Source organism: Anaerolineae bacterium, from assembly GCA_013178015.1.
Lineage (GTDB): Bacteria > Chloroflexota > Anaerolineae > DRVO01 > DRVO01 > Ch71.
Window position 1 is genome coordinate 13213 of the sequence record JABLXR010000015.1, and the last position, 25302, is coordinate 38514.

Sequence of the window (25302 nt, forward strand, 5' to 3'; positions counted from 1 at the left end):
CAGCAGCTACCGCGGCCTTGAGCGCCAGAGCCGCCGCGCCTGGCTCTAGCTGCGGCCAGCTTGACAGGGACCCTCTACCTATGGTGTACTGCTGCAGTCGGATAAGCACAAGCGCATAGCATCCTTTGGGAGGCACGCGAGATGACTACCAGCCGCCTCAAGCGTCGGAGCTTCCTTCGGACAGCGGGAGTGGCCACCGCATCTGCCGCGATCGCCGCCTGTGGGACGAGCCCCGCTCCTACGGAGGCACCGTCCGCCACCGCCCCAGCGGCGACCCCGGAGCCGGCAGCCACCACCGCCCCAACGCCCACCCCAGCTCCGGCCTCCAAGTACGCCGAGGCCCCCAGCCTGGCAGCCAAAGTGGCGGCTGGCGAGCTGCCCCCGGTGGAGGAGCGCCTGCCCAAGGAGCCAATGATAGTCGAGCCCTACGAGGAGATCGGGCAGTATTGCGGCGACCTGCACCGCGTGCTCACCGGTCCCGCCGACCTCACCGGGCATCGTGTTCTGGTCTACGAGTCCTTCGCTCGGTGGGACTACCACGGAGAGGAGCTCAAGCCCATCCCCGACATCGTCAAGGGCTGGGACGTTAGCAGCGATGGTCGCACCTACACCTTCTACATGCGGGAAGGGATGAAGTGGTCGGACGGCGAGCCATTCACCGCCGACGATATCCTCTTCTGGTACGAGGACATTGCTCTCAACAAGGAGCTCTCGCCCAGCTTCCCCGCCTGGCTGGTAGTGGGTGGCGAGCCGGTGGTAATCGAGAAGGTGGACGACTACACCGTGACCTTCACCTTCGGCGTTCCCTACGGCATCCTCATCGAGTTCATGTGCTTCATGGGCTCGGGCATCATCGCTCCCAAGCACTACCTGTCCCAGTTCCACCCGACCTATGCCGACCCGGACGAGCTGGCCACCAAGATCAAGGATGCTGGCTTCGAGCAGTGGTACGAGCTGTTCGCCAACCGCAACGATACCATGAACAACCCCGATTGCCCGGTCTTGTGGGCCTGGAAGGTCGAGCAGCCGTTCCCCGGTCAGCGCATGACCAATGTGCGCAACCCTTACTACTACAAGGTAGACACTGCCGGACAGCAGCTGCCGTACTTCGAGAGGGTCGTGATTGATCTGGCCGAGAACAACGAAGTGATCATGATGAAGACCATCGCCGGGGAAGTGGACATGCAGTACCGGCACATGGGCTTCGCCAACTACCCGCTCCTCACCCAGAACGAGGAGAACGGCAACTATACGGTCCGCTCGTGGATCGGCGGGCCGAACCCCTGCGTCTACGTCAACCAGAGCTGGCCCGATGATCCGTTGCGTGAGATCTTCCAGACCAAGGAATTCCGTCACGCCCTGTCTTACGGGCTGAACCGGGAAGAAATGAACGACCTGTTCTGGTATGGCATGGGCTACCCGTACAACCCGTGCGCCACGCCTCGCGATCCCTTCTGGATGGAGGGTTTCGGCACCAACGCCATTGAGCATGACCCAGATCGGGCCAACGAGCTCCTGGACAGCATCGGACTGGACCAGCGCGACGATGACGGCTTCCGGCTGCGGCCAGATGGTGAACGCTTGCAGCTCCTGCTGGAGTGCTATCCCAGCGAGATGGGCGTGCCGGCCATAGACATCTTCAACCAGGTCGCGATGTATTGGCAGCAACTGGGCATAGACGCTCAGGCCCGCGAGATCGAGCGCTCTCTGTGGAGCCAGCGGGCCAATGCCAACGAGAGCATGATGCCTTCTTACAGCATCGCCAAGATCCTCTGGATCCTGGATCCCGGCTGGTTCGTCCCGTACGGCTGGTGCTACTGGGCCCCGGCCTACGCCCAGTGGGCCCTGAATCCCGAGACGGGGATGGAGCCACCCGAGGAGATCAAGCAGATCATTGACTGGTACAACCAGCTAAAGGCGGAACCGGACGAGCAGAAGCGTCTGGAGCTGGGGCGCAACATCCTGGCTCGGCACCACGAGAACATCTATATCATCGGGACTTGCGCCATCGACGTCCAACCGATGATCGTCAAGAACGACATCGTCAACGTGCCGATGTCGGCGCCGGCCGAGTATCGAACCTACCATGAAGGGCTAGCCTGGCCATTCCAGGTGTGGCGGCGCGAGTCCTAGAGACGGCGCTGCGCCGGGGTCCAATCACGAAGGCCGAGAGTCCAGAGCCCGCCGCCTTCTGCCGTCCACCCTCGACTGGGCTGCCAGTATCTCCGTGGAGCCAACGTCTTGGCCAAGGGCCTCAAAGCCCGGACCGCAGCCTTGCAGCGTGGCCACCTACCTTACGCATCTGTTCACCATCGGCGGGCGATAGGCAGCTGCGGAGCGCGGCAACTCCCGAGGAGTTCGCGGGCCCACGGGAGAGGTGGGCCCGCCACCGGGCGTCCCTGGCCGGTACCACTAACGCTGACCGCCAATGCGAGACCCCGGCTCACCAGGATGCCATGGTCTTGCCCACCCATCGGGCAGCAGAGCCTGCCCCGAATGCATTGCCGCTACGCCCGCCTTGGAGGAGTGCGCGTGCCCGGGCGCGCCGTGTCTAGACCTGCCCACCGCGCCTGCGGCTCTCGCTCCTCAAAGGGGACGTGAACGACATCGCCCTGCCCTCGTGGCCGGCCGAGGAGCAGGCCCTGAGAGCCTGCGTAGAAGCCGCCTGCGCGGGTCGACCCGGTGCCACTGCCGTCTCAATGCGCTCTTCCCTCCGATCCTGAGTTCTCCCCATTTGACCGTGCCACACTGCTGCCGTAGAATGGGAACGCGCTCAAGTGATCATCGTGACGACATAGACAGCCACGACCATCCGGGGCCGCTAGCTCAACAGGCAGAGCAACTGACTCTTAATCAGTGGGTTACAGGTTCGACTCCTGTGCGGCTCACCAACACGAGGCCGGGAACTCAGTCCCGGCCTCACTTCGTGCATATCGTCCTTGGTAATCACCATCGCCGGGTCATACAGTTGGCATAGCGCCGACAGTGCGCCACCGACCCGCCTGAGTCTGGTTCGGAACGATCTCCTGCAACTGCTAGTAGGTCGGGACCGGTCCGTACCTCCACTGGTCTCGCTTAGCCGACACTGTCGCTCCCTTTGTCCAGGGCCCGCAAGGCCAGCCGGGCGGCACCGAGCGCCGGCGGCTTCTCCGAGACGTAGACTTGCGCGCCGGGCATCCCTGCCCTGACCACGCCGGCTAGCGGCTCCGTGATAAGCGCACCTGCCGTGAATACGCTACCGCTCAGAGCCAGGTCGAACTCGCGCTCGCCCAAGCCAAGGGAGCTGGCCACAGCCGTCCCCATCAGCGCCAGCTCCCGCCCTGCCCTGTGGAGGATGCGCCTCGCCACTTCGTCGCCGGCCTCGGCGGCGGCTACAACGACAGGGGCGAACCCGGCGATCTGGCTCTGAGGTGTCCCGCTGGCGGGCCGGTAGATGGGGGCTACCACTTCCCGCGCCGTGTCGACCTCGAAGTACTCCAACAGCCGCTCCAGCAGGACCGTAGGCCGACCGCGGCCGTCAGAGGCTCTCAGCGCGGCCGCGATCCCACGACGCCCGATGTCGAAGCCGCTGCCCTCGTCACCCAGCAGATAGCCCCAGCCCCCGCTGTACGCCGTTCGACCGTCAGGCCCCACGCCGTAGGCGCAGGAGCCCGTACCGGAGATGATCACCACGCCGAAATCCCCCCGAATCGCCGCCCAGAAGGCAACGACCACGTCGCTGACAACCGACACCGGCCGCCCCTGCACCAGGTCCGCCACGGCAGCCCGGATGACCTCTTCGCTCCCCATGCTGCCGGCCATGCCCAGGCATATGGCGGCAACCGACGATAGGGGCACACCCGCCGAGCCCAGGGCCCCGGCGATCGCCTGGTGGAGCGAGGCCCGCATCTGTTCCGCTGGAACGCGCGTGGGGTTGGAGGGCCCACCGTCTCCCCAGGTGATGGCGCGCCCATGAGCGTCGGCCAGTACCGCCCGGGTCTTGGTCCCCCCGCCGTCTACGCCGATAACGTAAGGCCCGGCCATCGCCCTAGTACACCGGTCACCGTGGCCGCACGGCGCAGTGAGCTCGCCGCCGCTCCAGCCAACTCACCACCGAACCAGCGACGGCTGCACTTGCCTCCCCGATATCCATACCCGCTGGCTGCCCAACGGCTGCTGGAACCATCATCGGAACCCGGCACAGCACTTCAATTGCCAACTGGGCACAGCTGACCATGGTGTGAACCGCAGGACCTTCGCGCGCCGGCAGCAGGCCACAAGCGATCGACGGAAACGGCCATCTCGCTGGATGATACCACGCCCGGGAGGGGCTGGATAGCGGAATGCTGACGATGGCGGCACGGCTTGTACGCCTGGCGGCCCGCACGTGCGCCTTCTCGGTGCGTGGTTGCGGGAAGCGGCCGCCAACGTATACTCGCCTCCTGAGTCTTCGAGGCGCATGTGCCCCCGATCAACGACGATGCCCTCCTGCGGGCCACCAACATCAGCCGAGCCTACGGGCCTCACCTGGCCCTGAAGCCAACCGATCTGGAGCTTCGTCCCGGGCAGATGGTCGCGGTGCGCGGCCCCAACGGGTCCGGCAAGACCACTCTGCTGCTCTGCCTGGCGGGTCTGCTGCGCCCCGGCACTGGCAGCGTCTCGGTCCAGGGGCATGATCTGTATCGGGACGAGCCGGAGGCCCGTCGAGCCCTGGCCTTCGTGCCCGACGTGCCTGTCTTCTATGATGAACTGACCGCCTGGGAGCACCTCCGCTTTGTGTGTTTGGCCCACGGGGTGGAGCAGGGCTTCGAGGAGCGGGCTCGCGATCTGCTGTGGCAGCTTGGCCTGTGGGAAGCGAGGGACCTCTTTCCGCGGGCCTACTCCCGCGGCATGCGCCAGAAGCTGGCCCTAGCGCTGGCCCTCATCCGCCCCTCGCAGGTGCTGCTCATGGACGAACCCACCTCCGGGCTGGATCCAGAGAGCACGGAGCTCCTGTGCCACATTCTCCATGACTTCGCCCACGACGGCGGAGCCGTCCTGCTTAGCAGCCACGACCCGGGCCTGCCCCAACGGTTGCCCGCTGCCACCTGGACCATGCGGGAGGGGTCACTTGTCACCCAGTGATCTGCAGGCAGTGTGGCTCGTCCGCTCCCGCGCGGTGGCAGCTAGGCTGCGGTTTTGGATGCTGCTGGCCGGCCTGGAGGCGCGCCCGCGCACCCTCAACGACCGCCTGTACCTGATCTACGTGCTGGCATTCTTCTCCTTGTGGGCCTTCGCCCTGCTCACCTTGTTGGCCAGCTTCGCCACCGCTCTCATCCTCCCTCTGCCGGCAGGGCCTGCCGAGTCTGCCGCCGCTCTCGCTCTCATCGGGCTCCTCGTCTGGGCCCTCTCAGCCGCGTGGCGGGCCTCCCGCCGCAGCACCATCGTCCTCTCGGACGCCGATGCTCAGCTGCTGTGTCAGACTCCCGTGAGTCGGCGGCAGGTGGCGCTGATATGGCTGTTGACCCACTGGCCCGGTGCGGGCCTCCCCGTCTGGGCTGTTGCCGTCGTTCTGGGCTACACTCAGGTTGCAGGCGGGCATCGTGCCGGGGACCACCAGCCTCGCTGTCCTGCTGGGCCTTGCGGGCGCAGCGGCACCGGCCCTGCTCTACCTCTGGCGCTCCCCCACGGATCTCCCGGGCGCCAGCTTGGCTGCCGCCGCCTCCGCTCTCGCGATCGCTTCTCTCCTTTCTTGGGTCGTGTGCCGCTGCCTGGACCAAGTCGCGTAGGGGTACCGGGCGCCACCCGACGCGGCAAGCACAACGCGTCAAAGGCCGGCACTGAGTTGGCTGCCTGACCGCTGCCGCCGCCTCTGAAGAACCGTCTTGGCGAGGCCCTGGTCGTCCTGGCCGAGCTGACTCCCCCCGGGGTCGGGAGCCAAGTCGAGCGGGTGGCACGAAAGAGGCGGGGGCCCCGATGGGCCCCCGCCTTTCGAACGTGAAATCGCCGCTGGAACTACGACTGGCGCCGCCACACTTGGAAGGGCCAGGTGATGGCCTCGTGCCGCAGGCGGTTCTCGCCCACCGCCTGGTCCAGGACGTTCACGAGGTCGTTCTTCACCACCGTGGGCAGGATGTCAATGGAGCAAGTGCCCACGATGTAGATCTGCTCATTGTGCCGCTGCAGGATCTGACGCCCCAGCTCGATCCTGCGATCGGGATCGGGCTCGGTCTTGAGAGCATCGTACCACTCGATGATCTCCTTGACCTCGTCCGTCGGCTCCAGCCCTGCCGTCCCACCGGAGCGCTGCCAGAGGGCGTAGTTCGGCGCCCAGTAGCAGTAGCTGCCGTAGGGAACGAACCACCCTGGGTCAATGACCCACAGGATCTTCGCTATATCGTACGAGGGCAGATCCATCTCATTGCCCAGCGCCCTCTGCGACCACAGTGACCGCTCCACCTCCCTGGCCTGGGCATCCAGCCCCACTTGCTGCCAGTACATGGCCACTTGAGTGAAGATGTCTATGGCCGGCACGCCCATCTCGCTGGGGTACGACTCCAGGATCATGGTGAGCCGCTGACCGTCTGGCCGCAGCCGGAACCCGTCACCGTCCCTCTGATCCAATCCCATCTCGTCCAGCAACTGGTTGGCCCGGTCCGGGTCGTATTCGATGGCAGTGGTGCCGAAGCCCTCGGCCCAGTAGGGATCCCTGGGGCTGGCCACGGGGTTCCCTGGCGTCGCCAAGCTGAACCAGAAGAGATCGTTCATCTCCTCCCGGTTCAAGGCATAGGAGAGGGCATGCCTGAACTCCGTGGTCTGGTAGATCTGCCTCTGGGCTTCGTCGTTGACGCTCTGGTTGATGTACACGCAGGGGAAAGGACCGCCGATCCACTCCTTCACCGTGTAGTTGCCCCGCTCTTCGTTCTCCCGGAGCAGGCTGTAGTTGGCGAACCCCATGTGTCGGTACTGCAGGTCCACCTCTCCGGCGATGGCCTTCATCAGCGCCACCTGCCCATCCTGGGAAAGGTCCACCACCATGCGCTCGAAGTAGGGCAGCTGCTTGCCCTCGGTATCCACTCGCCAGTAGTAAGGGTTCCGCTCGCAGATGACGCGGTCGGCCGGCGGGGCCACCGTGACCTTCCACGGTGAGACTACCGGTCGGTCCGGATTCAGGCCCAGGTTGTTGCGGTTGGCGAACAGCTCATACCACTGCTCGAAGTTGGCCTCTTTGACCTTGGCGGCCAGCTCGTCGGCGTCGGCGTAGGTGGGATGGAACTGCTGCAGGTAGTGCTTAGGGGTGATGATGCCGTCACCCACGAAACAGAGAAACTCGAGTAGAATCCCGTAAGGCTGGCTGAACCTGAAGGTCACGGTGTAGTCGTCCACCTTTTCGATTACGCCCGGCTCCCCGCCCACCATCATCCAGGATGGAACTGCCGGGGTGAGCTCCTCGTTGAGCATGATGTCCTGATACCAGAAGACGATGTCATCGGCGGTGAAGGGCTCGCCGTCGGACCAGCGCACGCCCCGGCGGAGGTGGAAAGTGTACTCCCTCCCATCAGGGCTGACGTCCCAGCTAGTCGCCAGGTTGGGCACGATCTCGATGGCCCCGGTGCGGTTGTCCCAACGGGTCAAGCTCTCCAGCAGCATCATGGTGTAGGCGTAAGCGTCCGTCGGGCCAGTGAAGGTTCGATGGAAGTCATCGCAATACTGGCCCACCTCTTGGAAGGGCACCACTACATCGGGCTCCGCCGGCAGCCGCTCCTCCACCGGGGGTAGCTCGCCCGCGGCCACCTTCGCCGCGAGGCTGGGAGCTTCCTGGTAGCGAGAGACGGGCGCTTCGGTGGCCGCAGGAGTTGCCGTCGCCTCGGGGGCTGCCGTAGGCTCTGGCGCCTGAGTTGCCTCAGGAGGAACCGCGGTGGGTTCGGGGGCCTCCGTCGGCGCAGGGCTGGTGCCGCAAGCGGCGAGCGTCGCCGCCCCGGCGGCTATGCCGGCCACCTGCAGGAACTGCCTTCGGTCCAGTCGGTTCGGGGTCATGACACTGCCCTCCTTGGAAGTCACACGAGCACGAAAGAACACCATCGTTGTGCCTCGTGTAGCAGAGAACAAGGCTACCGTCAAGTGAGAACTGGAGGGGTCGGTGCGGTTCCCCTCTCAGCCCATGCCCAGAAGCCTCAGCCCGTTACCTGAGACGATCTTCTCGAAAGCCGTCTCGCTAAGACGACCCTCGCCCCTCAGCTCCTTGAGCCAGCCCAGCTGCGGCATCCTCCCCTGCTCATCGGCAAAGCATACGTCGGTGCCGAACAGGATCTTGTCCTGGAACTCCTCCAGGAACCGAATCCCATGCTCAGGGTCCCGCGTCAGAGCGTTCCAACCACTCTGTGCCGAAGTGTCGGCGTACAGGTTCGGGTACTCCCGCAACAACCGCGCCACCGCCCCTTCCCGCGCCACCGGCCCCTGAGGATACCCGCTCATCTCCTCTACCGTGCTCACCACCGCGATGTTGGCCCAAAACCCCGGCCCATGCCCAATGACCACGGTGTCCGGAGCCTGCTGCAGCAACCGCTCCAACCGCGGCAGCCCCGGATCGTCTTGATAGCCATAGTGACCCGGCCCAAACACGGCGCTCTCAATGGTCACCAGCATCCCCCGCTCCCCTAGCTGCCGAAACATGTTGACGTTGCGGGGATCGTCAAAGGGAACGTTGGCCGTGATCTCCCCCACTCCCCTACACCCATGCTCCTGGAACCAGTCCAGAATGGGCCCGAAGTCGGTGTCGGGACGGTTGGGCCCCCAGCGAGGGTCCATGTTGCCGAAGGGGATGATCCGATCGGGGTACCGACCGGCGTCCACCACCTGATCCCGCACCGAACAGCGCTCCTGGTAGATCATGGGGAAGGGGCAGCCCTCCGGGGAGGCGTTGTACACGGGCAGGAATACTGCTTTATCTATGCCCTCCTCATCCAGCCGAGCCAACTGGTTCTCCCAAGTCATGGGCACCCGGTCCTCGCGCCCGGTCATACGGAAGTCACCTACATGCAGGTGGAAGTCGATCACCATGGCCCGCTCCTCCCAGATCATTGGTGCTGCTCTGCGATGGAAACGAGGGCTGAGGGCCACTCCGGCTCACCAGACCCTCTGCAGTCGCTACGATCGCGCCCAGTAGAACACCGATCCCCGAGCAACGTCAAGCGGCGCTCGCCTGTGGGCAGAACCGACCGATCGGGCCCGCCGGCGGTGACAGGGAGCCAGACGTGGGCATAGGGGATAGATCACTCAGCGGGGCTGGTTCCTGTCGCAGACAGGAAGATGCTTGACCGGCGTCACCGGCTGCGTTAGAAGGGCATGGCAGGCGGCCAGCGGGAGGATCCCATGACGATAGACTTCCACACTCACATTGGCCAGCTCTACGGGGTGTACACTATAGGCCAGGGCCAGCCCATCACCTGGGATGAGATACTGGCCCGGCTCGACGCTGAGGGGATAGACCAGGCGGTCATGCTGCCCAGCGGGGTGTCGCCCGAGGCGGTCACGTTCCCTTCCCTGGTCTACTGCGAGAACATGTCCATCCGGGACCAGTTCCTGGGCGCCGCCCGGCACCGGGACCGCCTAATCCCTTTCGGCAACCTCGACCCGCGCTGGTTGGGCAACAAGCCCACCGCCGACTTCCGTCCGCTGCTGGAATGGTTCCTCGAGCACGGCGCTCGCGGGATAGGCGAGATCACCGCCAACATTCCGGCCGACGACCCGCGCACCGTGAACCTCTTCCGCCAAATCGGCGAACTGCAGCTGCCGGTCCTCATCCACAACGTGGGTTTCCAGCCCGGCACCTATGGCCTGCAGGACGACCCGGGCATGCCCCGGCTGGAGAGCCTGCTCCAATCGGCGCCGGACACCATCGTCGTCGGCCACGGCCAGGGCTTCTGGGCCGAGATAGCCGCTGGGGTTACACCAGAGAGCAAGATGGGATACCCCAAGGAGCCCATCGAGGCCGAGGGGGCGCTCTGCCGCCTACTGCGCGCCTACCCTAACCTCTATGCGGACATCTCGGCCAACAGCGGCTACAACGCCCTGACCCGGACTCCCGAGTTCGGCGTCCGCTTCCTGAACCATTTCCAAAACAAGCTCCTCTTCGGCACTGACCACACCTTCGGCCGGCGGGACCTGCATATGCCCCATCTGGCCTACCTGAAACGGCTCCTGGCCGAGGGCCAGCTCAGCCAGACGGCCTACGACAAGATCACCGGCCTGAATGCGCTACGCATCCTGCGACCGGCCTGAGGAAAGCTCCCTGACAGGGCTCACTGCCAGCTTGATCCTGGATAGAGGAGACCATGACCTCGGCGCCCCTAGCGGCCCGGCGAGTGTGCCTCCGCCCGCCATGTCCGGGGAGCGCCCGTTGGCGATCAGGTGGATCGTGGGCCCACGACTGGCGCCACCGCGAGGCTAAGTCCTGACGCGGGCCATGGGCGCGATGGGCCAGCCTGCCTTCCTCCAGAGGAGACGCCATCACAAGTCGCCCATCTGGCATACGTCCTCCACCCACAGACAGTGATTGCTCCACTGGCTGCCGCGCACGGCGCTGCACAGCCGCAGGTCAGCAGTCACGAGAGTGCAGCCAGCTTTCAGCGCCAGCGCCAGGTACAGGCTGTCGTAGAATGTCATCCCCAGAGCGTAGGCCACCGGCCATGCTACATCGTACAGCGACTCGCCAGCGTGCATCCGTAGCGGCATGCGGCGGAAGCTGACCAGAATGCCACAGGCATCTTCTGCCGCCAGTTCACCTGACCGCCACTTGCGCCACAGAACGTTGCCCACCTCTGCCCAGATCAAGTCAGGGGCAAGCAAATCAGTACCATCCTGGAGCAGGCGGCGCGCTGCGTCGGAGTGCACCTCCGGCACGAACCACTTCACGGCCACGCTGGCGTCAACGACGATGTCGCTCATCGCTCCCGATCGGCGCGTATGGCCTCGGCGCTGTCGCTGTACGTGGCGCCCGCCAGCCGACGCTGCCATTCGTCGGATACCGCACGCGCCTCGCTCATGGTGTAGCTGGCGGCCGCCTCAAGGATTGCCTTGACCTCGCTCTGGAGAGAGCGCCCGTGGCGCCGGGCGCGCTCCTTGAGACGCTCAACAATGTCGCTGTCCAGGCCCCTTACCAGCAAGTCGGTCATGCTTGTCCCTCTTCTTGAGCGCCCGCCGCACCAGCGGGCTGCTATCACAATGATAGCAGGGGCCAGCACGCTCCGAAAGCAGCGGGCACCAGCCGGTTGTGCCGCCCCCAGCCCGCGCTTCCTGAACTTGTCCAGGACAAGCTCCTCTTCGGCACCGACCACACTTTTGGCCGGCGAGACCTGCACATGCCCCATCTGGCCTACCTGAAGCAGCTCCTGGCCGAGGGTCAGATTAGCCAGACGGCCCCCGACAAGATCACCGGCCTGAATGCGCTGCGCCTCCTGCGCCCGGCTTGACACAGGGCCTTAGCCCGGGTCCCGCACCTGCCTACCTCCAGCGGAACGGCTTGCCCAGCCGCACTACGCGCTCGGCTGGTGCGTACCATCCCTGGGGCGCGTAGTCCGATGTATGCAGATAGCACTGCACCCGAACCTCATCGCTCCCTTCGGTGAAGGTCAGCAGCCTGCTCATGGGCACTGTCGTCTTCCAGGCGTGGTGCCGGGAGAGCGAAGCCACGTTAATGAAGGTCACGTCCCACTTGCGCTCCGCGTGCGAGCGCCCACCCTTGCGGTCGTCTGGATGGGTGTGGGTATGCCCGCCCAGCCACATGTCTATGGCGCCTGGATGCCGGGCCAGGTAGCCCTCGAAAGCCTGGGCATCGGGTCTCCCATCCACGAAGTACAGATATGAGGCTCCTTCAGGACCGCCGTCGGCGAAGTACCCGTGGTAGTGCGAACGCCACCGGCCATTCTCGTCCCGCTCGAAGCCCTCCCAGGGCCCTGACGCCACCGTAGTCTCTTTCAGCATGTGGTGATGAGCCGAGATGATGACGCAGTCGCGGTTGGCCTCCACCGCTTCGCACCACCACCGGAACGTCTCTCCCGTGACAGCCCCGGCCGGGTAGCCCCCCTTCTCCCCCCGGCCCACGGGAGGCCCGCCGTCGTTGCGATCCCCCATCATAAGGAAGAGCAAGTTCCCCACCCGAAACGAATACCGCTCCCAGGTGCCCTGAACCGGGTACGGCCGGCGCGAGGGATCCACTCCGGAGAACCTGGTGCTCTCACCGATCGGATCCACCCACTTGCGGAACCACCACTGGCAGGGCTCCCCCGGCCCGCTGGCGTCATGGTTGCCCAGCAGGTTATAGAAGTGCTCCCGGCGGTGCTTGCGAGCGGCGGCGAACTGCCGCACCACCTCCCGGCCTTCGTCATCCTGCGGCGGCGTCTGGCTGCCGGAGAGATCCCCCAGGTGAAGAGCGATGTCCCACTCGAAGGGAGGACTGCCCTCGGAGCCGCCGAACTCAGACTGCCGGATCGCCTCCGCCAGGCTTTCCCTTCCGTGCCGCAAGTCGGTGCCCACGTGGGCGCACCCGCTGGCCCACAACCGGAACTGCTTGGTCACAGCCCCTACTCGAGCCAGTGGTCCCAGAACTTGGTCCTGCCCGCCTCGCTCACATGCCCCGCCAGGTCGGCTTGGGTTGCTCCCTGGGCCAGAGCCCGCTCCACTTCCTGAGCGGCCTCGATGAAGGCGAACACCTTGCTCCGCTGCGGCTCGTGCACCAGCAGGCTCTCGACGTAGGTGAACACAGCACACGCCCCATCCGCCACCGCCTGGAAGACGAAGTCGCGCACGTCGTCGGCGGTGAGGTTCAAGTAGTGGAAGCTTCCCAGCCGCCAACCGAACGGCACCCGGCACGAATCTCGGATGATGCGAGGGTTCAGTCGGTGCGAGATGGAGGGATCGTAGTAGCTCAGGCCGATGGCCTCCAGGTAAGGCAGCTGAGCGGGTCGCAGGTCCTCCACATGTGCGCTGCGCCTGCCGGTGGTCATCCCCCGGTAGAAGCGGTCCCAGGCGGGCAGCACCAGGTCGCGCCAGAGATAGGGCGGGATGTTGCTGGCGATGTCGTCGCACATGCCAGAGCCACTGGGATTGATGACGGCTGTCCCGCGAGGGCGATTGCATCTTATTGGTTTATGAGGCTAAGTAAGTAGTCCTCATTCCAGCCAGCGGCCTTGCGCTTGGCCTTGATACCGGCCTTGATGGTGGTGTCTTGCTTGAGCAGGCTCAGGGCCAGGTGGCGCATAAGGGCCAGGTTCTGGGCCCCGTTCCCGGCTCGGGCTCGGCAGCGGTCCTCGTCGAAGGCCACATCCAGCACCCAGTGCAGGCCGTTCTCGATGCTCCAGTGGGTGCGGCTGACCTTGAGGATCTTTTCGGCATCGGCCTCCAGGCTGGTGATGTAGTAGAGGGTCTCCTCCTGCACCTTACCCTCTTGGCCCCAGGTACGCCTTTGCCGCCTCACCATGGCCAGGCTCTTTAGCCCCGCCCACCCTGCGTGTTGGCCCAGGCAGGCCAGGCACTCTTTGTCCTGGATGGCCCAGCACTCCCGTGTCTCCAGGCGGCCATGGCCCTTATCCACGCTCCTGGCATGGCTATGGGGCACGTCCTTGAAGTCAAACTCCATCGCTGTCTGGAACACATCCTCGATCTCTTCTCGCAGCCCCGGCTGGTTGTCCTTGACGGGCAGGAGGTAGTGAGCCCCGCCCTCCACGATCTGGTCCACTATGGCCCTTTGGGTCCCTATGGCATCTATAGTAATGATGCAGCCCGACAGGTCCAGCACCCGCAGCAGCTCAGGGATGGCTGCTATCTCATTGCACTTGTCCTCTACCTTCACCTGCCCCAACACCAGGCGGTTTCCTGCCGCCCAGGCACTGACCATACAAATGGCGCTCTTGCCCAGCACACCGTCCCTTGAGCCTCGCAGGCTCTTGCCATCAATGGCCACCACCTGACCCTCTGTAGCCTCCTGTACCGCCTGTACCCAACTCATGAAGCAGCGGCCAAACTCCACTGGGTCCAAAGCAGCAAACACTCGCCCAAAGGTGTCGTGGGAGGGGATGCCGTTGGGTAGCTCCAGCCAGGTGGCAAACCATTCCTTCTTGCACTCCCCAAAAAGGGCGATATCCACCCAGTTGTCGGCCCCGCAGATGGTGGCACAAAGGGTGATGGCCACGATATCCACTAGCTTGTGCCAGCGGGTGCGCTCCACCCGAGGATCGGTCAGCTCCGAGAAGTGCTCCACCAGACTCGCTCCAGCCATGACAGCCCCCTCTCCCTACATCGCTGCTCCCCACCTCCTGCAGGTTCCTTGCCTACACTAACCACTTAGATGCAATCGCCCTACCGGGGGAACCGGCCAGGATGAGAAGACGAGTGATGGCTCCGGGCTGAACCCCAGAGCTGGATGCGGCGAAGCCGGCCTTTCGGCCAGCTGACAGAGACAAGCGATGGCGTTCTGGCAGGCTGAGCCCCGCCTCGAGGAGGTCGCGCTCCCAGACGCGGCGGCACTCCGACCGAGAACGTCTGCTGCTGGGGCCTTCTCGCACCTCGGCGCACGAACTCCTCGGGGGGTTACTGGTCCCCGGACCGGGGGGGAGACCAGGGCGGGCCGTTCGCTCTCCTCAGAGCAGGCTCTTGGCCGGCGCCCCTCGACCGTAAGCTCTCACGGCTCCTGCCGACGGGCGGCGCAGGCCAAGCGCGGCAGGGACGGCGGAGCGAAGGCCCGGCGTGGAATCGGGCTACTGCCGGAACTGGGGCAGGTACTCCGCCTGTACCTCCAGCATCTCCTCCATCATCGCCTTGGCCTGGTCCATGTCGTTGACCATGGGATCCAGCAGCAGCGCCTGCAGCAGCAGCTCCCTGCTGCCCAGCACCCCTGCGTCCACCGCCAGAGAAGCCACGGTCAACTGGGTACGACACAGGGAAGCGATGGGCTCGGGCAGCGATCCCACTCCCACGCCCCGGATGCCGAAGCGGCTGGCCACCGCCGGCACTTCGACTATGGCACCGTCGGGCAGATTGGCGATGTAGCCCTCGTTGGGGATGTCCACCGCCACTTCGTAGGTATTGCGGTTGTGCAGCATGGCGTCAATGATGGGGATGGCCCGCTCCCCGGAGCCGGACCTGATGCGGCCCCACAGTTCCCCTCCCGCGGCCATGGCTTCGATCTGTTGCCACATCCGGTCCCGGCCCTGCTCGGCCTTGTCCCAGTCATAGAGGTGGAGGCCGTACTTCTCCCAGGGCTTAGTCTGCGGATCGTGGGTCCAGTGAGTGTACTCGGCCAGGTGCCCGTCTCCAGTGGCGGGACAGACGCCGAAAGCGTCGTAGATGCGGCGGGTGAGGGGCTGGAAGTCAGCCGGCAGTTCGGCCAGGCGACGGGCGAACAGGGGATAGAGGTCCTCGCCCGTCCGCTTGTCGCGGATGTCGAGCATGAAGGTGAAGTGGTTGATGCCGGCCGCCTTGATGTCTAGCAGATCGTGTGCCTGACGGCCTAGGCCGTACAGCCCCCATTCGCCGCCCACCGGGCGCTCCAGGCCCAGGTCCTCCGCCAAGGCGAAGGCGACGATGGCGTAGCCCATGCCGATCTGGTGGCATAGGCCAGCGGCCTTGATCTTGGAGTAGCGGCTAGCCACCAGGGTCATGCGGGGCACCGGGTTGGTGAAGTTCAGGAGCCAGGCATCGGGGCAGAGCTTCTCCATGTCGCGGCAGATGTCCAGGATCATGGGAGCATTGCGGGCCGTGTGGAAGGCGGCTCCTGGGCCGCCGTTCTCCCCCAGGGGCTGGCGAACGCCGCATCGAGCGGGGATCTCCCAGTCCTGGCGCCAGAGCTTCTCCCGGTTCACCGCGATGGAGGTGATCACGAATTGGGCGTCGGGGAGCACCTCTCTGCGATCGGTGGCGGCCTGGATGGTCATGCCGGCGTCCCATTCGCGGTTGGCCCGCTCCGCCAGCTTGGCGATCAGCTCCAGCCCCTGGGCGTTGAGGTCGCACAGGGCGACGGTGCTGCCCGAGAGCGAGCGGCACTGCAGTATGTCGCTCAGGATGGCAGGCCCGAAGGAGGCGCTGCCGGCGCCGATGATGACGATCTTGGTTTGCATGCCTGCCTCCGCGCAGATGACCAGTGACGAGTGACACGTGACAAGGGATGGGCGAGGGCTGCTCGCTGCCAGATGCGTGAACCGGACCCCACTCATGTTCTCTGGTCACGCGTCACTCGTCACGCGTCAGCTATCCCTTCACCCCCGTTATCACGATGCCCTGGATGTACGAGCGTTGGGCAATGAAGAACAGGACGAGCACTGGTACCGTCATGAGCACCGACACGGCCATCATGGACTCCCACCGTATGGCTCGCGAGCCGGGCCCCGCCTGGAAAGCCCGCAGCCCCAGGGCCAGGGGGAACTTCTCCATCTTGTTGAGGTAGATTAGAGGTCCCATGAAGGCGTTCCACATGCCGCTGAAGGAGAAAATGGCCGTCACTCCCAGGGCCGGCCGGGCCAGGGGGGCGATGATACGGAAGAAGAGCCCGAAGGGGCCACAGCCGTCTATCTTGGCCGCATCGTCCATTTCCCTGGGGATGGTGGCAAAGAACTGGCGCAGCAGGAAGATGTAGTAGGCCTCGCCGAAGTAGGCGGGCACTATCAGGGGCAGGAAGGTGTTCACCCAGCGCAGCTTGGAGAATATGATGAACAGGGGAATCATGGTCACCTGGCCCGGTATCATCATGGTAGCCAGGATGAGGAAGAACAGCGGCCGGCGGCCACGGAACCGCAGCCGAGCGAAGGGATAGGCCACCACGGCGCTGCTTATCACTGTGCCCACCATGACCAGGGTGCTGAGCACAATGGAGTTCTTGAGGAAGACCAGCACCGACACGGGCAGGGAAGTGATGGCCCTCGGATAGTTGGCCCATACCAGACGGCTCGGTGCCCACTTGATGGGATAGGTCACCACCTCATCGGGCGGCTTCAGCGAGGTGGTCACCATCCAGTAGAAGGGAAACATGATGACCACGGCGCCGGTGATGATGATCAGGTAGAGCACCGCCTTGCCCACCAGCGTCGTCGCCTTCCAGGACGTTCGCCTGGAGGCGGCAACCGAGACTGAGGCCATCACTCGCCTCCCGCAATACCAGCTTCGTAGTAAACCCAGGCTGCGGACGATCGGAAGATCAGCACAGTGAAGAACATGATGATGATGAAGTAGATCCAGGCCAAAGCGCTGGCGTAGCCCATGCGAAACTGCTGGAAGGCCAGGTTGAACAGGTAAAGCACGTACATCATGGTCGAGTTGTTCGGCCCGCCCTGCGTCATTACGTAGGTGTTGGTGAAGACCTGAAAGGACCCAATGATACCGGTGATGAGGACAAAGAAGATGGTGGGGCTCACCATCGGTATGGTGATGTGCCGAAACCGGGGCCACAGCCCGGCTCCGTCTACCTTGGCCGCGTCGAACAGCTCGGTGGGGATGCCTTGGAGTCCGGCCAAGAAGATCAGCATGGGCCCACCTGCCCCCCACAGGCTCATGATGATCAGCGCCGGCTTGGCCCACCTCTCCTCGTATAGCCACGCGGGCCCCTCGATGCCGACGACGGCGAGCACGTTGTTGAGGACCCCGAACTCCTTGTTGAAGATGAGGATCCACAAGAGCGACACCGCCACGCCGGGGATGATAGAGGGCAAGTAGTAGATGGTGCGCCAGACGCCTCGTCCGACGACGTCCTGGTTCAGCATGAGGGCGATAGCGAAGCCGACGACGATGCCCAGGGGGACGCTAATGAACACGTAATAAGAGGTGTTGTAGAGCGTCTTCCAGAAAAGAGAGGTCACCTCATCGAAGGAGAAGAGGTTGCGGTAGTTGAGCAGCCCCACGTAGACCGGGGGCCTCAGCATGCTAGCTTCGGTGAGGCTGAGATAGAGCGAGTAAAGCATCGGCCCGGCGATGAAGGCGACGAAGCCAAAGATCCAGGGCAAGACGAAGAGCCAGGAGACCAGCTCCTCCTGCTGCAGCAGAGTCAGCCTGCGGCCGGCGAACCCCCCGCGCCGCGCCTCTTGCCCTGCACGCCGGGGAATCCCCGCGCGCACCGGCTCGGTTACACCCATATAGCTCCCTCCGGCCAGCCTCGATCGGACCAACCGAGCAGCGTCGCCGCCTGCGGCGGGGTCGGTGGGCCGCGCCGCCTTGCGGGGACGCAGCCCACCGACGGCCTGTTCGCCCGCGTCTAGGTCACCGTAGCGAGGTACTCATTGATCTTGGTGCACAGCTCCGTGAGCCCTTCCTCCAGGCCCATGGTACCGGTGACCCAGATGGAGTCCCAGATGGGGACGAAGATCTCCCTTACCTTAGCGTGGTTCTTGAAGTAGGGATCCAGCCGGGCGATGGCGGCCATGTCGCTGAAGGCTTTCACATTCAGGCCCGCTTTCGCTCCCTGCGACTCCGTGTCCCACACCGGGGCCACGCTCTTGCGCGATGGCTGCAGCCCCAGCACTGAAGTACACATCTCCCGCTCCGCCTCGGGACTGGTCATGAACCGCAGTAGCTTGATGGACTCCGCCTTGTGCTTCGTGCCCGCGTAGACGCCGTAGCCGTCGGCAAAGATGTGGCCCACGCTCAGCTCCTTGTGGGGCAGGAGGGAGTAGTCGTAGGCGAAGTTGTTGCGAGCGATGAAGTCAGTGACCTGCCAGCTGTGAGCCTCGTGCAAACCGAGCTTCCCAGTCTGGAAGAAGTCCCAGCTACCGACGCCTTCGGCTTCCTGGGCCGACGGCGAGTACTTGTAGGTGTAAAGTATGTCCCAGTTGAACTTGAGCGCCTCCACCGCCTTGGGCTGGTCAATGAGGATCTTAGTGCCCATGGCGTCCTTGTCCATCCACTCACCGCCGTTCTGCCACACCCAGTGAGCGATATAGTTCTGCGCCACCCGGTAGCCCCACTGGGAGGCTTTGCCGCTGTCGTCCCGGACCGTGAGCTTGTCCGCAGCCATGAGGAAGTCATCCCAGGTCCAGTCATCCGTGGGATAGTCCAGGCCGGCCTCATCCATCAGGTCCTTATTGTAGGAGAGGGCTACCGTGGACACGTACTTGGGGATCTCGTAGAGGTGGTTGTTGACGTTGAAGGCTACCAGCTGCCCCTCGTAGAAGTCGCTCAGTTCGTCGCTGGTGAACTCCTCCTCCAGCGGAAGCAACTGCTCCGCTTCCATCCACTCCCGGGCGGCATTGCCGTAGGCCACCATGACGTCCGGAGCGTCCCCCGCCGCCATCTGCGCCGTGATCTTCTGCGACCAGTCGCCGATGGCCGGCTCGAAAGTCACCTTGATGCCCGGGTTCGCCTCCTCGAACTGGGGAATGAGCACGTCGGTGAAGACCTTGAATCCCTCCGGCCCTACCTCTGCCTCGTCCTCGAAGCGAAGCTCTACCACTTCGCCGGCCGGGGGCGCCGGTGCCACCGTCTCCCCTGCAGCGACGCCGGTGGCCTCGGCCGGCGCAGGAGCCGGGGTCGCTGCACAGGCTGTGAGTAGTGCGGCGGCAATGCCAGAAGTGGAGAATGCGAGGAACCGTCGTCGGGTCAGAACACGCGTCACCATCTCTGCCTCCCTGGAAAGCGCTACAGCAGCACGACGAGAGTAACCGACCGATGAGGTACCGCTGCTACCATTATACCGGCCCGCGTCCTGCGCTTTCGACCGGCATTCGGCGCTCTGGAGCGACTTCCATGCGACATGGGTGTGTCGCAAGTGTGTCCCCCGAGCGATCGAGGGGCGCTGCCATCGGCCGAACCTTGGAGGCAAGGCCCAGCTTTCGCCTTCCTGCCGTACGACGCCGTCGGGCCACACCAGGCGCCGATCGGAGAGTGGCTCTTGCGAGCACCAGCCCCGGCCCGCTATGCTGGCCGCGGGACCCAACGGTGCTTGCGAGGGGGAGGTGAGGCCATGGACGCTCGCGCTTCTCTGGAGCCGGCTCAGGCGTTTCGGCTCAACAAGCAGGACGTGGACCGGGCGATCTTCAACCGGCTCCTCATGGCCTTGGTCGCCATCCAGTACGCCATCCTGTGGCACATGGCTCTGGTGACCTCGCAGGACCTCTCCCTCCTCGTCTTCTTCCTTGCCGCAGCCCTGGTCCTCCTGGCCCTGTGGCGGGTCGGACGACGAAGCCTGCAGGCAGGGAAACTGGGGCTGGTGGGTGCCTGCTTCCTAGGCGCTGTCGCCGTGCAGGCTAGTCATTGGGAGGCAAGCTGGCTGCTTGCCCTGCCCGTGCTCGTCGCCGGGGCGCTGTACCGGCCGGTGGTAGCTGCTGTCTTGGCCGTGCTCAGCGTCCTGCTCATCGAGCTGCGCCTGCCAGACCCGGTGGCTCTGTCTTCGCTCTTCGTCATCGCCACTGGCGTCTTGTCGTGGCTCACCCTGCAGCCCCTGCACCAACTGCTCCTTTGGCACTCGCAGCGCAGCCTGGAAGCCACTGCCCTCGCCGAGCAACTGCGCGACCAGCGGGGCAAGCTCAACCGCACCATCAAGGCCCTGGACGACTCCTACCAGTTGCTGGAAAAGACCAACCGGGAACTGCTCCTGGCCCGGCGAGAGGCCGACGCCCTCCGCGACCTCAGGAGCCGTTTCGCCACCAACCTCAGCCACGAGCTGCGCACCCCCCTGAACATCATCCTCGGCTTCAGCCACCTCATCTACACCAAGCCCCAGCTCTACGGCATGGACCGCTGGCCAGATGCCCTCCTCCGCGACCTCTCCGAGCTGCGGCGCAATGCCGGTTACCTCTCCGATCTCGTGGACGACATCGTTGACCTGGCCCGCGTGGACGCTCTCGCCATGCCCATCAGACGGGAGCCGAGCGACCTGGCACACGTGATCCAGGAAGCGGTGGCCATCGCCGAAGCCCTGGCCCAGGAGAAGGGCCTATCCATCCGGGTGTCCTGCGACGCGGATATCCCACCCTTGGCGATAGACCCGGTGCGCATACGCCAGGTGCTCTTCAACCTGCTCACCAACGCCGTTCGGCACACCGAAAAGGGCTCGATTCATATCGAAGCCACAACGCGAGAAGGGGAAGTGGTGGTTTCGGTCAGCGACAGCGGCCACGGCATCCCCCAAGAGGAGCTGGCCAGCATATTCGACGAGTTCTACCAGGTCGGCCGGCCCAAGCACGGGCCCGACTCAGGCAAAGGGCTGGGCCTGGCCATAGCGCGCCGCTTCGTGCAGCTTCACGGGGGGAGCATCTGGGTGGAGAGCACCGTCGGGGTGGGTAGTACCTTCTCCTTCTCCCTTCCCCTGGCCGACAAGCCGGTGAGCCTGAGCCGGCCGGGCAGGCCCCTGCCCACCCCCAAGGCCCGCAGCAAGCCCCTGGTGCTGGTCCTCAACGACGACGGCACGGCGGCAGGCTACCTGCGGCGACGCTTGGAGAGCTGCGACTTCGCCCCCGTCCCCGCGGACAGATCCCCGGACGAGATGCTGGTCGGGGAGGCCCCGGCCGCGGTGGTCATAAACACGCCGGTCAGCTCCCCAGCCCCGGCGCAGCACCCGCTGGCTGCTCTCCTGCCCGAGGCGGCGCCCGTGATCGAGTGCTCCCTTCCTAGCAGTCAGTGGCTCTCCGGGGCGAAGGAATTCTCCGCCGTGCTGACCAAGCCGGTGACCCAGGAGAAGCTGCTTGAGGCCCTGAAGGCGATAGTGCCGGAACCGTCCCGCGCCACCGTGCTGATAGCCGACGATGATCGCAGCTTCGTGCAACTCATTCGCCGCATGCTGCAGTCGTCCTCTGAGGACGGCTACGGAGTGCTGACTGCCTACGGCGGGGCGGAGGCCCTGCGAAAGGCGCGTCGCTACCGGCCGGACGCCATCCTGCTCGACTTGCTCATGCCGGACATGAACGGCTTCGACGTCCTGGCGGCCATACGTCAAGAGCCGACGCTGCGGGGGATCCCCGTTGTCGCGGTGACTGCCGCTACTCCCGGTGAGGATGAGATGGCTCAGAGAGGAGCGTACTTCCGCCTCACCAGGCGCAGCTCCTTCCGTCCGGGCGAGCTGGTGAGCCTGATCTCGTTGGCCGTAGCCTCCGGCGCTACCTTGCCAGAGGGCCACCAAGACTTCGCTGCAGGGCAGCCAGTAGCTCCTGTTCGGACAGGGGCTTCTTGAGGTAGGCTCGGGCTCCCAGCGCCTCCCCCAGCTCAGGATCGTACACCACCGAGCAGATCACCACCGGGATGTTCGCCGTGTTGGGGTGGTTCGATAGCAGCGATAGAACGCTCCACCCGTCCATCTTGGGCATCATGATGTCCAGCACGATCACGTCGGGGCGAACCCTCGTGGCCGCCTCATAGGCCAGGCGAGGGTCCGACACCCCTTCCACCTCCCACGTCCCGGGGGCCAGGTAGCGACGGTACAGCTCGACAGCGCTGGGGTTGTCCTCGATCACCAGCACCGAGAACGGCCTGCTCCGGGGCAGATCCAGAATGATCTCCCACTGATCGTCGGCAACCGCACGCACCTGGCATCCGATTCCCTTGGAAGAGGCGATCCGCCGAACCTCGCTCAGCTGTTCCAGTCGGAGCCGGCGAGGATCGGAACACAAGCGTACGTGGGCGGTGACCGCACCCTCGCCCTGCTCGACGCCGATGCGGACGTCTGCCGCCGTGGAGGACTGGACGGCGGCACTGAGAAGCTGCACCAGGACCTGCTTCAGCACGGCGTGGTCGGCCATGACCCAGACCGAGGCCCCCTCCGGCGCATCCCAGATGATGCCAGTCCCGTACCGGTCGGCCAGGGGGCGCAAGAGTTCAGCTGCCGTCCTCAGCACCTCGCCCAGCTCGACCGGCCCGGCCTCGTAGGGAAGGAGCTCCAACTCGTCCCTGAGCGAGTTCCCCTCAGCCACTGGTGCCTGGCCGTACCCGGTCGCGACTCCGGGCAGGGTAGCCAGGACCTCCGCCAGCTTCCCTTCCGCCTCCTGCAGGTCCCGATGTATCTGGCGCCGCCCGAGCGAGAGCTCTCGGCTCATCTCGGCCACCGCCATCCCCTCGACATAGCGCAGGGACAGCACGTCGTAATGCCGTGACTCGAGCGAGCCGAAGGCCGCCCGTCGGGCCGGCCGGAGCACCTCGATCGCCTCGAGCAGCCGAGCCCGTATGTAGTTGGCCCGCTCATCTATGCTGATGGCGGTGTTGATGTCCGAGAAGTGCTGCGCCAGAGATGCCTTCGCCAGGCCGACGTTGTCGTTGAGGCAGCTGAGCGCCTCACGTATCTCCTCTCTGCTCAGTGTCCCCATCGCCATGCTCCCCCAGCACCGCCGCGGGCATCGCATCCCCGTACAGCGTGCCTTCGGTGGCGGCGCAACCCCCGGTAACGTCGGCTCGGCCAGGTGGCGCGTGCCCCGCGAGGGAATGCGTCCCCTGTGCTCTCAGAATAGCGCATCGGCGCCGGCCGGGGAAAGGAGCGGCAACGGCTCGGGATCAGGCGGGAGGAGTCTGCGAGCGTGCCCCACGCACCCCAGCACCGGGATGGGGCTGTGGTGGCGGGGCCGCCGCGCGCGTGGGCGCGCGAACTCCTCGGGGGTGGGCGCAAACTCTTTGGGGGTGAGGGCTCGACCCTTCTACCGAGCTACCTCCGCCAACGTGACCTGGACTTCCATCTCCTCGCCGTCGCGCAGCAAGGTGACGGTGACCTCGTCCCCTGGTTGGCGCTCCGCCAGGAGAGCGCGGACGTCTGCCGGCTGGGCCACCGGCTCCCCGTCCACCGCGACGATCACGTCCCCTCCCAGCAGCAGCCTTTGGCCATCCACAGTGGCCGGCTCAGAGCCACCCCGGATGCCGGCCTCATCGGCGGGACTACCTGGCTGCACCGACTGCACCAGCACGCCCTCCTGGTCCTCGGGCAGGCCCATGGCCTCCGCAATGGCGGGAGTAAGCTCGACCCCCACCACTCCCAGCCTCGGGCCGGCGGGGACGGTGGGCCCGGGGCTCACCTGTGCCTCCTGCTCTCTGGGCCTGGCCTGTAGGGTGACCTCCACGGTCATCGGCTCGCCCTCTCGCAGCACAGTCACCGGCACCGTCTGACCTACCTCGGTGTGACGGGACAGGTAGGTGATCAGGTCGTCCACCCCCCGAATCTGCTCCCCGCCCACCGCCACGATGACGTCGCCGCCCACGGGGACATTCGTGCCCATGACTTGCACTTCTTCCTCGCCGCCCCGGAGCCCCGCCTCGTCCGCGGGCCCACCGGGAGTCACGGCTATCACCAAGGCGCCCCTCTGTCGCTCGGGCAGCCCCATGGCCTCGGCCAGGGCCGGGTTGAGCGTAGTCCCCGTGATGCCGATGTACGGATGCTGATACTGGCCCGTCTCGATGAGGGACGGCACCACCTTCGCCACGATGCGCGAGGGCACGGCGAAACCCACCCCGGCGGAGACCCCAGCGGGCGAGATGATCGAGGTCGGCACCCCGATGAGCCGCCCCTGAGCGTCCACCAGCACCCCACCCGAGTTGCCCGGGTTGATGGGGGCGTCGGTCTGGATGACGTCGGGGACGCTGTACTGAGACCCGCCGGTCACAGAGGTACCCACCGGAAGGAGCCGCCCCACCGCGCTCACCACACCCAGAGTGAGGGAGCCCTGGAGGCCGAACGGGTTGCCGATGGCTATGGCAAGCTGTCCCACCTGCACCTGGGTAGAATCGGCCACCTCCACGGGCACCAGTTGCTCGGCCGGCACATCCACTCTGATCACGGCCAGGTCGCTGTCCGGATCGGTCCCCACCACCTCGGCCTCGACGGTGGTGCCGTCCTGGAAGGTGACCTGAATCAGGTCAGCCCCGGCCACCACGTGGTAGTTGGTCACCACGTGGCCCTCAGTGTCCCAGACGAAGCCCGACCCCACACCTCTCTGTACTTCGGGCGGCTGGCCGAAGGGGACATCTGGGAGCAAGGACGACGGCGCCTGCCGGGCCATCTGGATGTTCACCACCGAGGGAATGAGTCGCTGGTAGACGGAGGTGACAGTTCCCTCGAAGGCCGCAATCACTCCTTGATCCACGCCCATGCCGACACCGGGGGCCGTGGCGGTAGCGGTCGCATCCAAAGTAGGCGTTGGGGTCTGGGCAGAAGATGGCAATGCCACGAGCAAGCAGAGCACCAGCACCAGCATCAGCGCATTCGCCAACACACGTCTCATCACTAACCTCCTGCGATAACGTCAGATCAGCGGTAGCAGCATCAGTCAACCGATCGGCAACTCAGCGCCCGTCCCGAACAACGACACTGTCAGGACGCATATAGCACACCAGGTCCGGGCCTGCAAAGCCATCGATGCACCCACGCGTCCCTACGGACCACCGGGGCAGGAGAGC

Annotated in this window: 18 protein-coding genes and 1 tRNA gene; 6 read left to right on the forward strand and 13 right to left on the reverse strand. The window is 65.3% G+C overall.

Annotated features, from left to right (window positions below; all coding sequences use genetic code 11):
• The first annotated feature begins 141 nt into the window (after nt 1-141).
• Both HPY83_07120 and HPY83_07125 read left to right on the forward strand, forming a co-directional pair.
• Nucleotides 142-2133 (forward strand): ABC transporter substrate-binding protein, encoded by a 1992-nt coding sequence (locus tag HPY83_07120; protein NPV07720.1) that lies wholly within the window; start codon nt 142-144, stop codon nt 2131-2133.
• 682 nt (nt 2134-2815) lie between these two features.
• Nucleotides 2816-2891: transfer RNA gene (locus HPY83_07125), tRNA-Lys, on the forward strand.
• Nucleotides 2892-3075: 184 nt separating this feature from the next.
• Here HPY83_07125 and HPY83_07130 read toward each other — a convergent pair.
• Nucleotides 3076-4023, reverse strand: coding sequence for an ATPase (locus HPY83_07130; GenBank protein NPV07721.1), 948 nt, complete (start codon nt 4021-4023; stop codon nt 3076-3078).
• A 417-nt stretch (nt 4024-4440) separates the two neighbouring features.
• On the opposite strand from HPY83_07130, the gene HPY83_07135 reads away from it, so the two are divergent.
• Both HPY83_07135 and HPY83_07140 read left to right on the forward strand, forming a co-directional pair.
• On the forward strand, nt 4441-5103 hold the full coding sequence (locus tag HPY83_07135) for an ABC transporter ATP-binding protein (protein NPV07722.1): 663 nt from the start codon (nt 4441-4443) through the stop codon (nt 5101-5103).
• Nucleotides 5090-5815, forward strand: coding sequence for a hypothetical protein (locus HPY83_07140; protein ID NPV07723.1), 726 nt, complete (start codon nt 5090-5092; stop codon nt 5813-5815). The genes HPY83_07135 and HPY83_07140 overlap by 14 nt, the downstream gene beginning before the upstream one ends.
• A 158-nt stretch (nt 5816-5973) precedes the next feature.
• Here the strand turns inward: HPY83_07140 and HPY83_07145 are convergent, their stop codons facing one another.
• Together HPY83_07145 and HPY83_07150 are read right to left on the reverse strand one after the other, a co-directional pair.
• Nucleotides 5974-7995, reverse strand: coding sequence for an ABC transporter substrate-binding protein (locus tag HPY83_07145; GenBank protein NPV07724.1), 2022 nt, complete (start codon nt 7993-7995; stop codon nt 5974-5976).
• 117 nt (nt 7996-8112) lie between these two features.
• Nucleotides 8113-9018, reverse strand: a complete 906-nt coding sequence (locus HPY83_07150) for an amidohydrolase family protein (GenBank protein NPV07725.1) — start codon at nt 9016-9018, stop codon at nt 8113-8115.
• A gap of 312 nt (nt 9019-9330) precedes the next feature.
• Here HPY83_07150 and HPY83_07155 point away from each other — a divergent pair, with 312 nt between their 5' ends.
• Entirely contained in the window at nt 9331-10239 is a 909-nt protein-coding gene (locus tag HPY83_07155) for an amidohydrolase family protein (GenBank protein NPV07726.1), read from the forward strand.
• Nucleotides 10240-10467: 228 nt separating this feature from the next.
• Here HPY83_07155 and HPY83_07160 read toward each other — a convergent pair whose 3' ends face one another.
• The 8 genes from HPY83_07160 to HPY83_07195 form a co-directional block, all read right to left on the reverse strand.
• Nucleotides 10468-10905 (reverse strand): type II toxin-antitoxin system VapC family toxin, encoded by a 438-nt coding sequence (locus HPY83_07160; GenBank protein NPV07727.1) that lies wholly within the window; start codon nt 10903-10905, stop codon nt 10468-10470.
• Entirely contained in the window at nt 10902-11132 is a 231-nt protein-coding gene (locus HPY83_07165; GenBank protein ID NPV07728.1) for an Arc family DNA-binding protein, read from the reverse strand. The genes HPY83_07160 and HPY83_07165 overlap by 4 nt, the downstream gene beginning before the upstream one ends.
• A 328-nt stretch (nt 11133-11460) precedes the next feature.
• Nucleotides 11461-13095 (reverse strand): hypothetical protein, encoded by a 1635-nt coding sequence (locus HPY83_07170; protein NPV07729.1) that lies wholly within the window; start codon nt 13093-13095, stop codon nt 11461-11463.
• A gap of 1 nt (nt 13096) precedes the next feature.
• On the reverse strand, nt 13097-14233 hold the full coding sequence (locus tag HPY83_07175) for an ISAs1 family transposase (protein ID NPV07730.1): 1137 nt from the start codon (nt 14231-14233) through the stop codon (nt 13097-13099).
• Nucleotides 14234-14711: 478 nt separating this feature from the next.
• Nucleotides 14712-16070 (reverse strand): hypothetical protein, encoded by a 1359-nt coding sequence (locus HPY83_07180; GenBank protein ID NPV07731.1) that lies wholly within the window; start codon nt 16068-16070, stop codon nt 14712-14714.
• A 130-nt stretch (nt 16071-16200) separates the two neighbouring features.
• Nucleotides 16201-17085: a carbohydrate ABC transporter permease gene (locus HPY83_07185; GenBank protein NPV07732.1), complete on the reverse strand. Its 885-nt coding sequence runs from the start codon at nt 17083-17085 to the stop codon at nt 16201-16203.
• Nucleotides 17085-18074 (reverse strand): sugar ABC transporter permease, encoded by a 990-nt coding sequence (locus HPY83_07190; GenBank protein ID NPV07733.1) that lies wholly within the window; start codon nt 18072-18074, stop codon nt 17085-17087. Before HPY83_07190 ends, HPY83_07185 begins: the two co-directional genes overlap by 1 nt.
• 119 nt (nt 18075-18193) lie before the next feature.
• The gene (locus HPY83_07195) at nt 18194-19552 is read right to left on the reverse strand and encodes a sugar ABC transporter substrate-binding protein (protein NPV07734.1); all 1359 of its coding nucleotides are present in this window, start codon (nt 19550-19552) and stop codon (nt 18194-18196) included.
• A gap of 345 nt (nt 19553-19897) precedes the next feature.
• Here HPY83_07195 and HPY83_07200 point away from each other — a divergent pair, with 345 nt between their 5' ends.
• Nucleotides 19898-22102, forward strand: a complete 2205-nt coding sequence (locus tag HPY83_07200) for a hybrid sensor histidine kinase/response regulator (GenBank protein ID NPV07735.1) — start codon at nt 19898-19900, stop codon at nt 22100-22102.
• On the opposite strand, the gene HPY83_07205 is transcribed toward HPY83_07200, so the two are convergent.
• Entirely contained in the window at nt 22029-23228 is a 1200-nt protein-coding gene (locus HPY83_07205; GenBank protein NPV07736.1) for a response regulator, read from the reverse strand. The two genes, HPY83_07200 and HPY83_07205, sit on opposite strands and share 74 nt — an antisense overlap.
• A 324-nt stretch (nt 23229-23552) precedes the next feature.
• Nucleotides 23553-25127 carry a PDZ domain-containing protein gene (locus tag HPY83_07210; GenBank protein ID NPV07737.1) on the reverse strand — a complete coding sequence of 525 codons (1575 nt, stop codon included), beginning with the start codon at nt 25125-25127 and terminating at the stop codon, nt 23553-23555.
• Nucleotides 25128-25302 lie beyond the last annotated feature (175 nt).

Excerpts from the sequence above, each read along its gene's own strand:
- HPY83_07120 (NPV07720.1), top strand. The coding sequence starts at position 142 with ATGACTACCAGCCGCCTCAAGCGTCGGAGCTTCCTTCGGACAGCGGGA.
- HPY83_07130 (NPV07721.1), bottom strand. The coding sequence starts at position 4,023 with ATGGCCGGGCCTTACGTTATCGGCGTAGACGGCGGGGGGACCAAGACC.
- HPY83_07145 (NPV07724.1), bottom strand. The coding sequence starts at position 7,995 with ATGACCCCGAACCGACTGGACCGAAGGCAGTTCCTGCAGGTGGCCGGC.
- HPY83_07150 (NPV07725.1), bottom strand. The coding sequence starts at position 9,018 with ATGGTGATCGACTTCCACCTGCATGTAGGTGACTTCCGTATGACCGGG.
- HPY83_07155 (NPV07726.1), top strand. The coding sequence starts at position 9,331 with ATGACGATAGACTTCCACACTCACATTGGCCAGCTCTACGGGGTGTAC.
- HPY83_07160 (NPV07727.1), bottom strand. The coding sequence starts at position 10,905 with ATGAGCGACATCGTCGTTGACGCCAGCGTGGCCGTGAAGTGGTTCGTG.
- HPY83_07165 (NPV07728.1), bottom strand. The coding sequence starts at position 11,132 with ATGACCGACTTGCTGGTAAGGGGCCTGGACAGCGACATTGTTGAGCGT.
- HPY83_07170 (NPV07729.1), bottom strand. The coding sequence starts at position 13,095 with ATGCAATCGCCCTCGCGGGACAGCCGTCATCAATCCCAGTGGCTCTGG.
- HPY83_07175 (NPV07730.1), bottom strand. The coding sequence starts at position 14,233 with ATGGCTGGAGCGAGTCTGGTGGAGCACTTCTCGGAGCTGACCGATCCT.
- HPY83_07180 (NPV07731.1), bottom strand. The coding sequence starts at position 16,070 with ATGCAAACCAAGATCGTCATCATCGGCGCCGGCAGCGCCTCCTTCGGG.
- HPY83_07185 (NPV07732.1), bottom strand. The coding sequence starts at position 17,085 with ATGGCCTCAGTCTCGGTTGCCGCCTCCAGGCGAACGTCCTGGAAGGCG.
- HPY83_07190 (NPV07733.1), bottom strand. The coding sequence starts at position 18,074 with ATGGGTGTAACCGAGCCGGTGCGCGCGGGGATTCCCCGGCGTGCAGGG.
- HPY83_07195 (NPV07734.1), bottom strand. The coding sequence starts at position 19,552 with ATGGTGACGCGTGTTCTGACCCGACGACGGTTCCTCGCATTCTCCACT.
- HPY83_07200 (NPV07735.1), top strand. The coding sequence starts at position 19,898 with ATGGACGCTCGCGCTTCTCTGGAGCCGGCTCAGGCGTTTCGGCTCAAC.
- HPY83_07205 (NPV07736.1), bottom strand. The coding sequence starts at position 23,228 with ATGGGGACACTGAGCAGAGAGGAGATACGTGAGGCGCTCAGCTGCCTC.
- HPY83_07210 (NPV07737.1), bottom strand. The coding sequence starts at position 25,127 with ATGAGACGTGTGTTGGCGAATGCGCTGATGCTGGTGCTGGTGCTCTGC.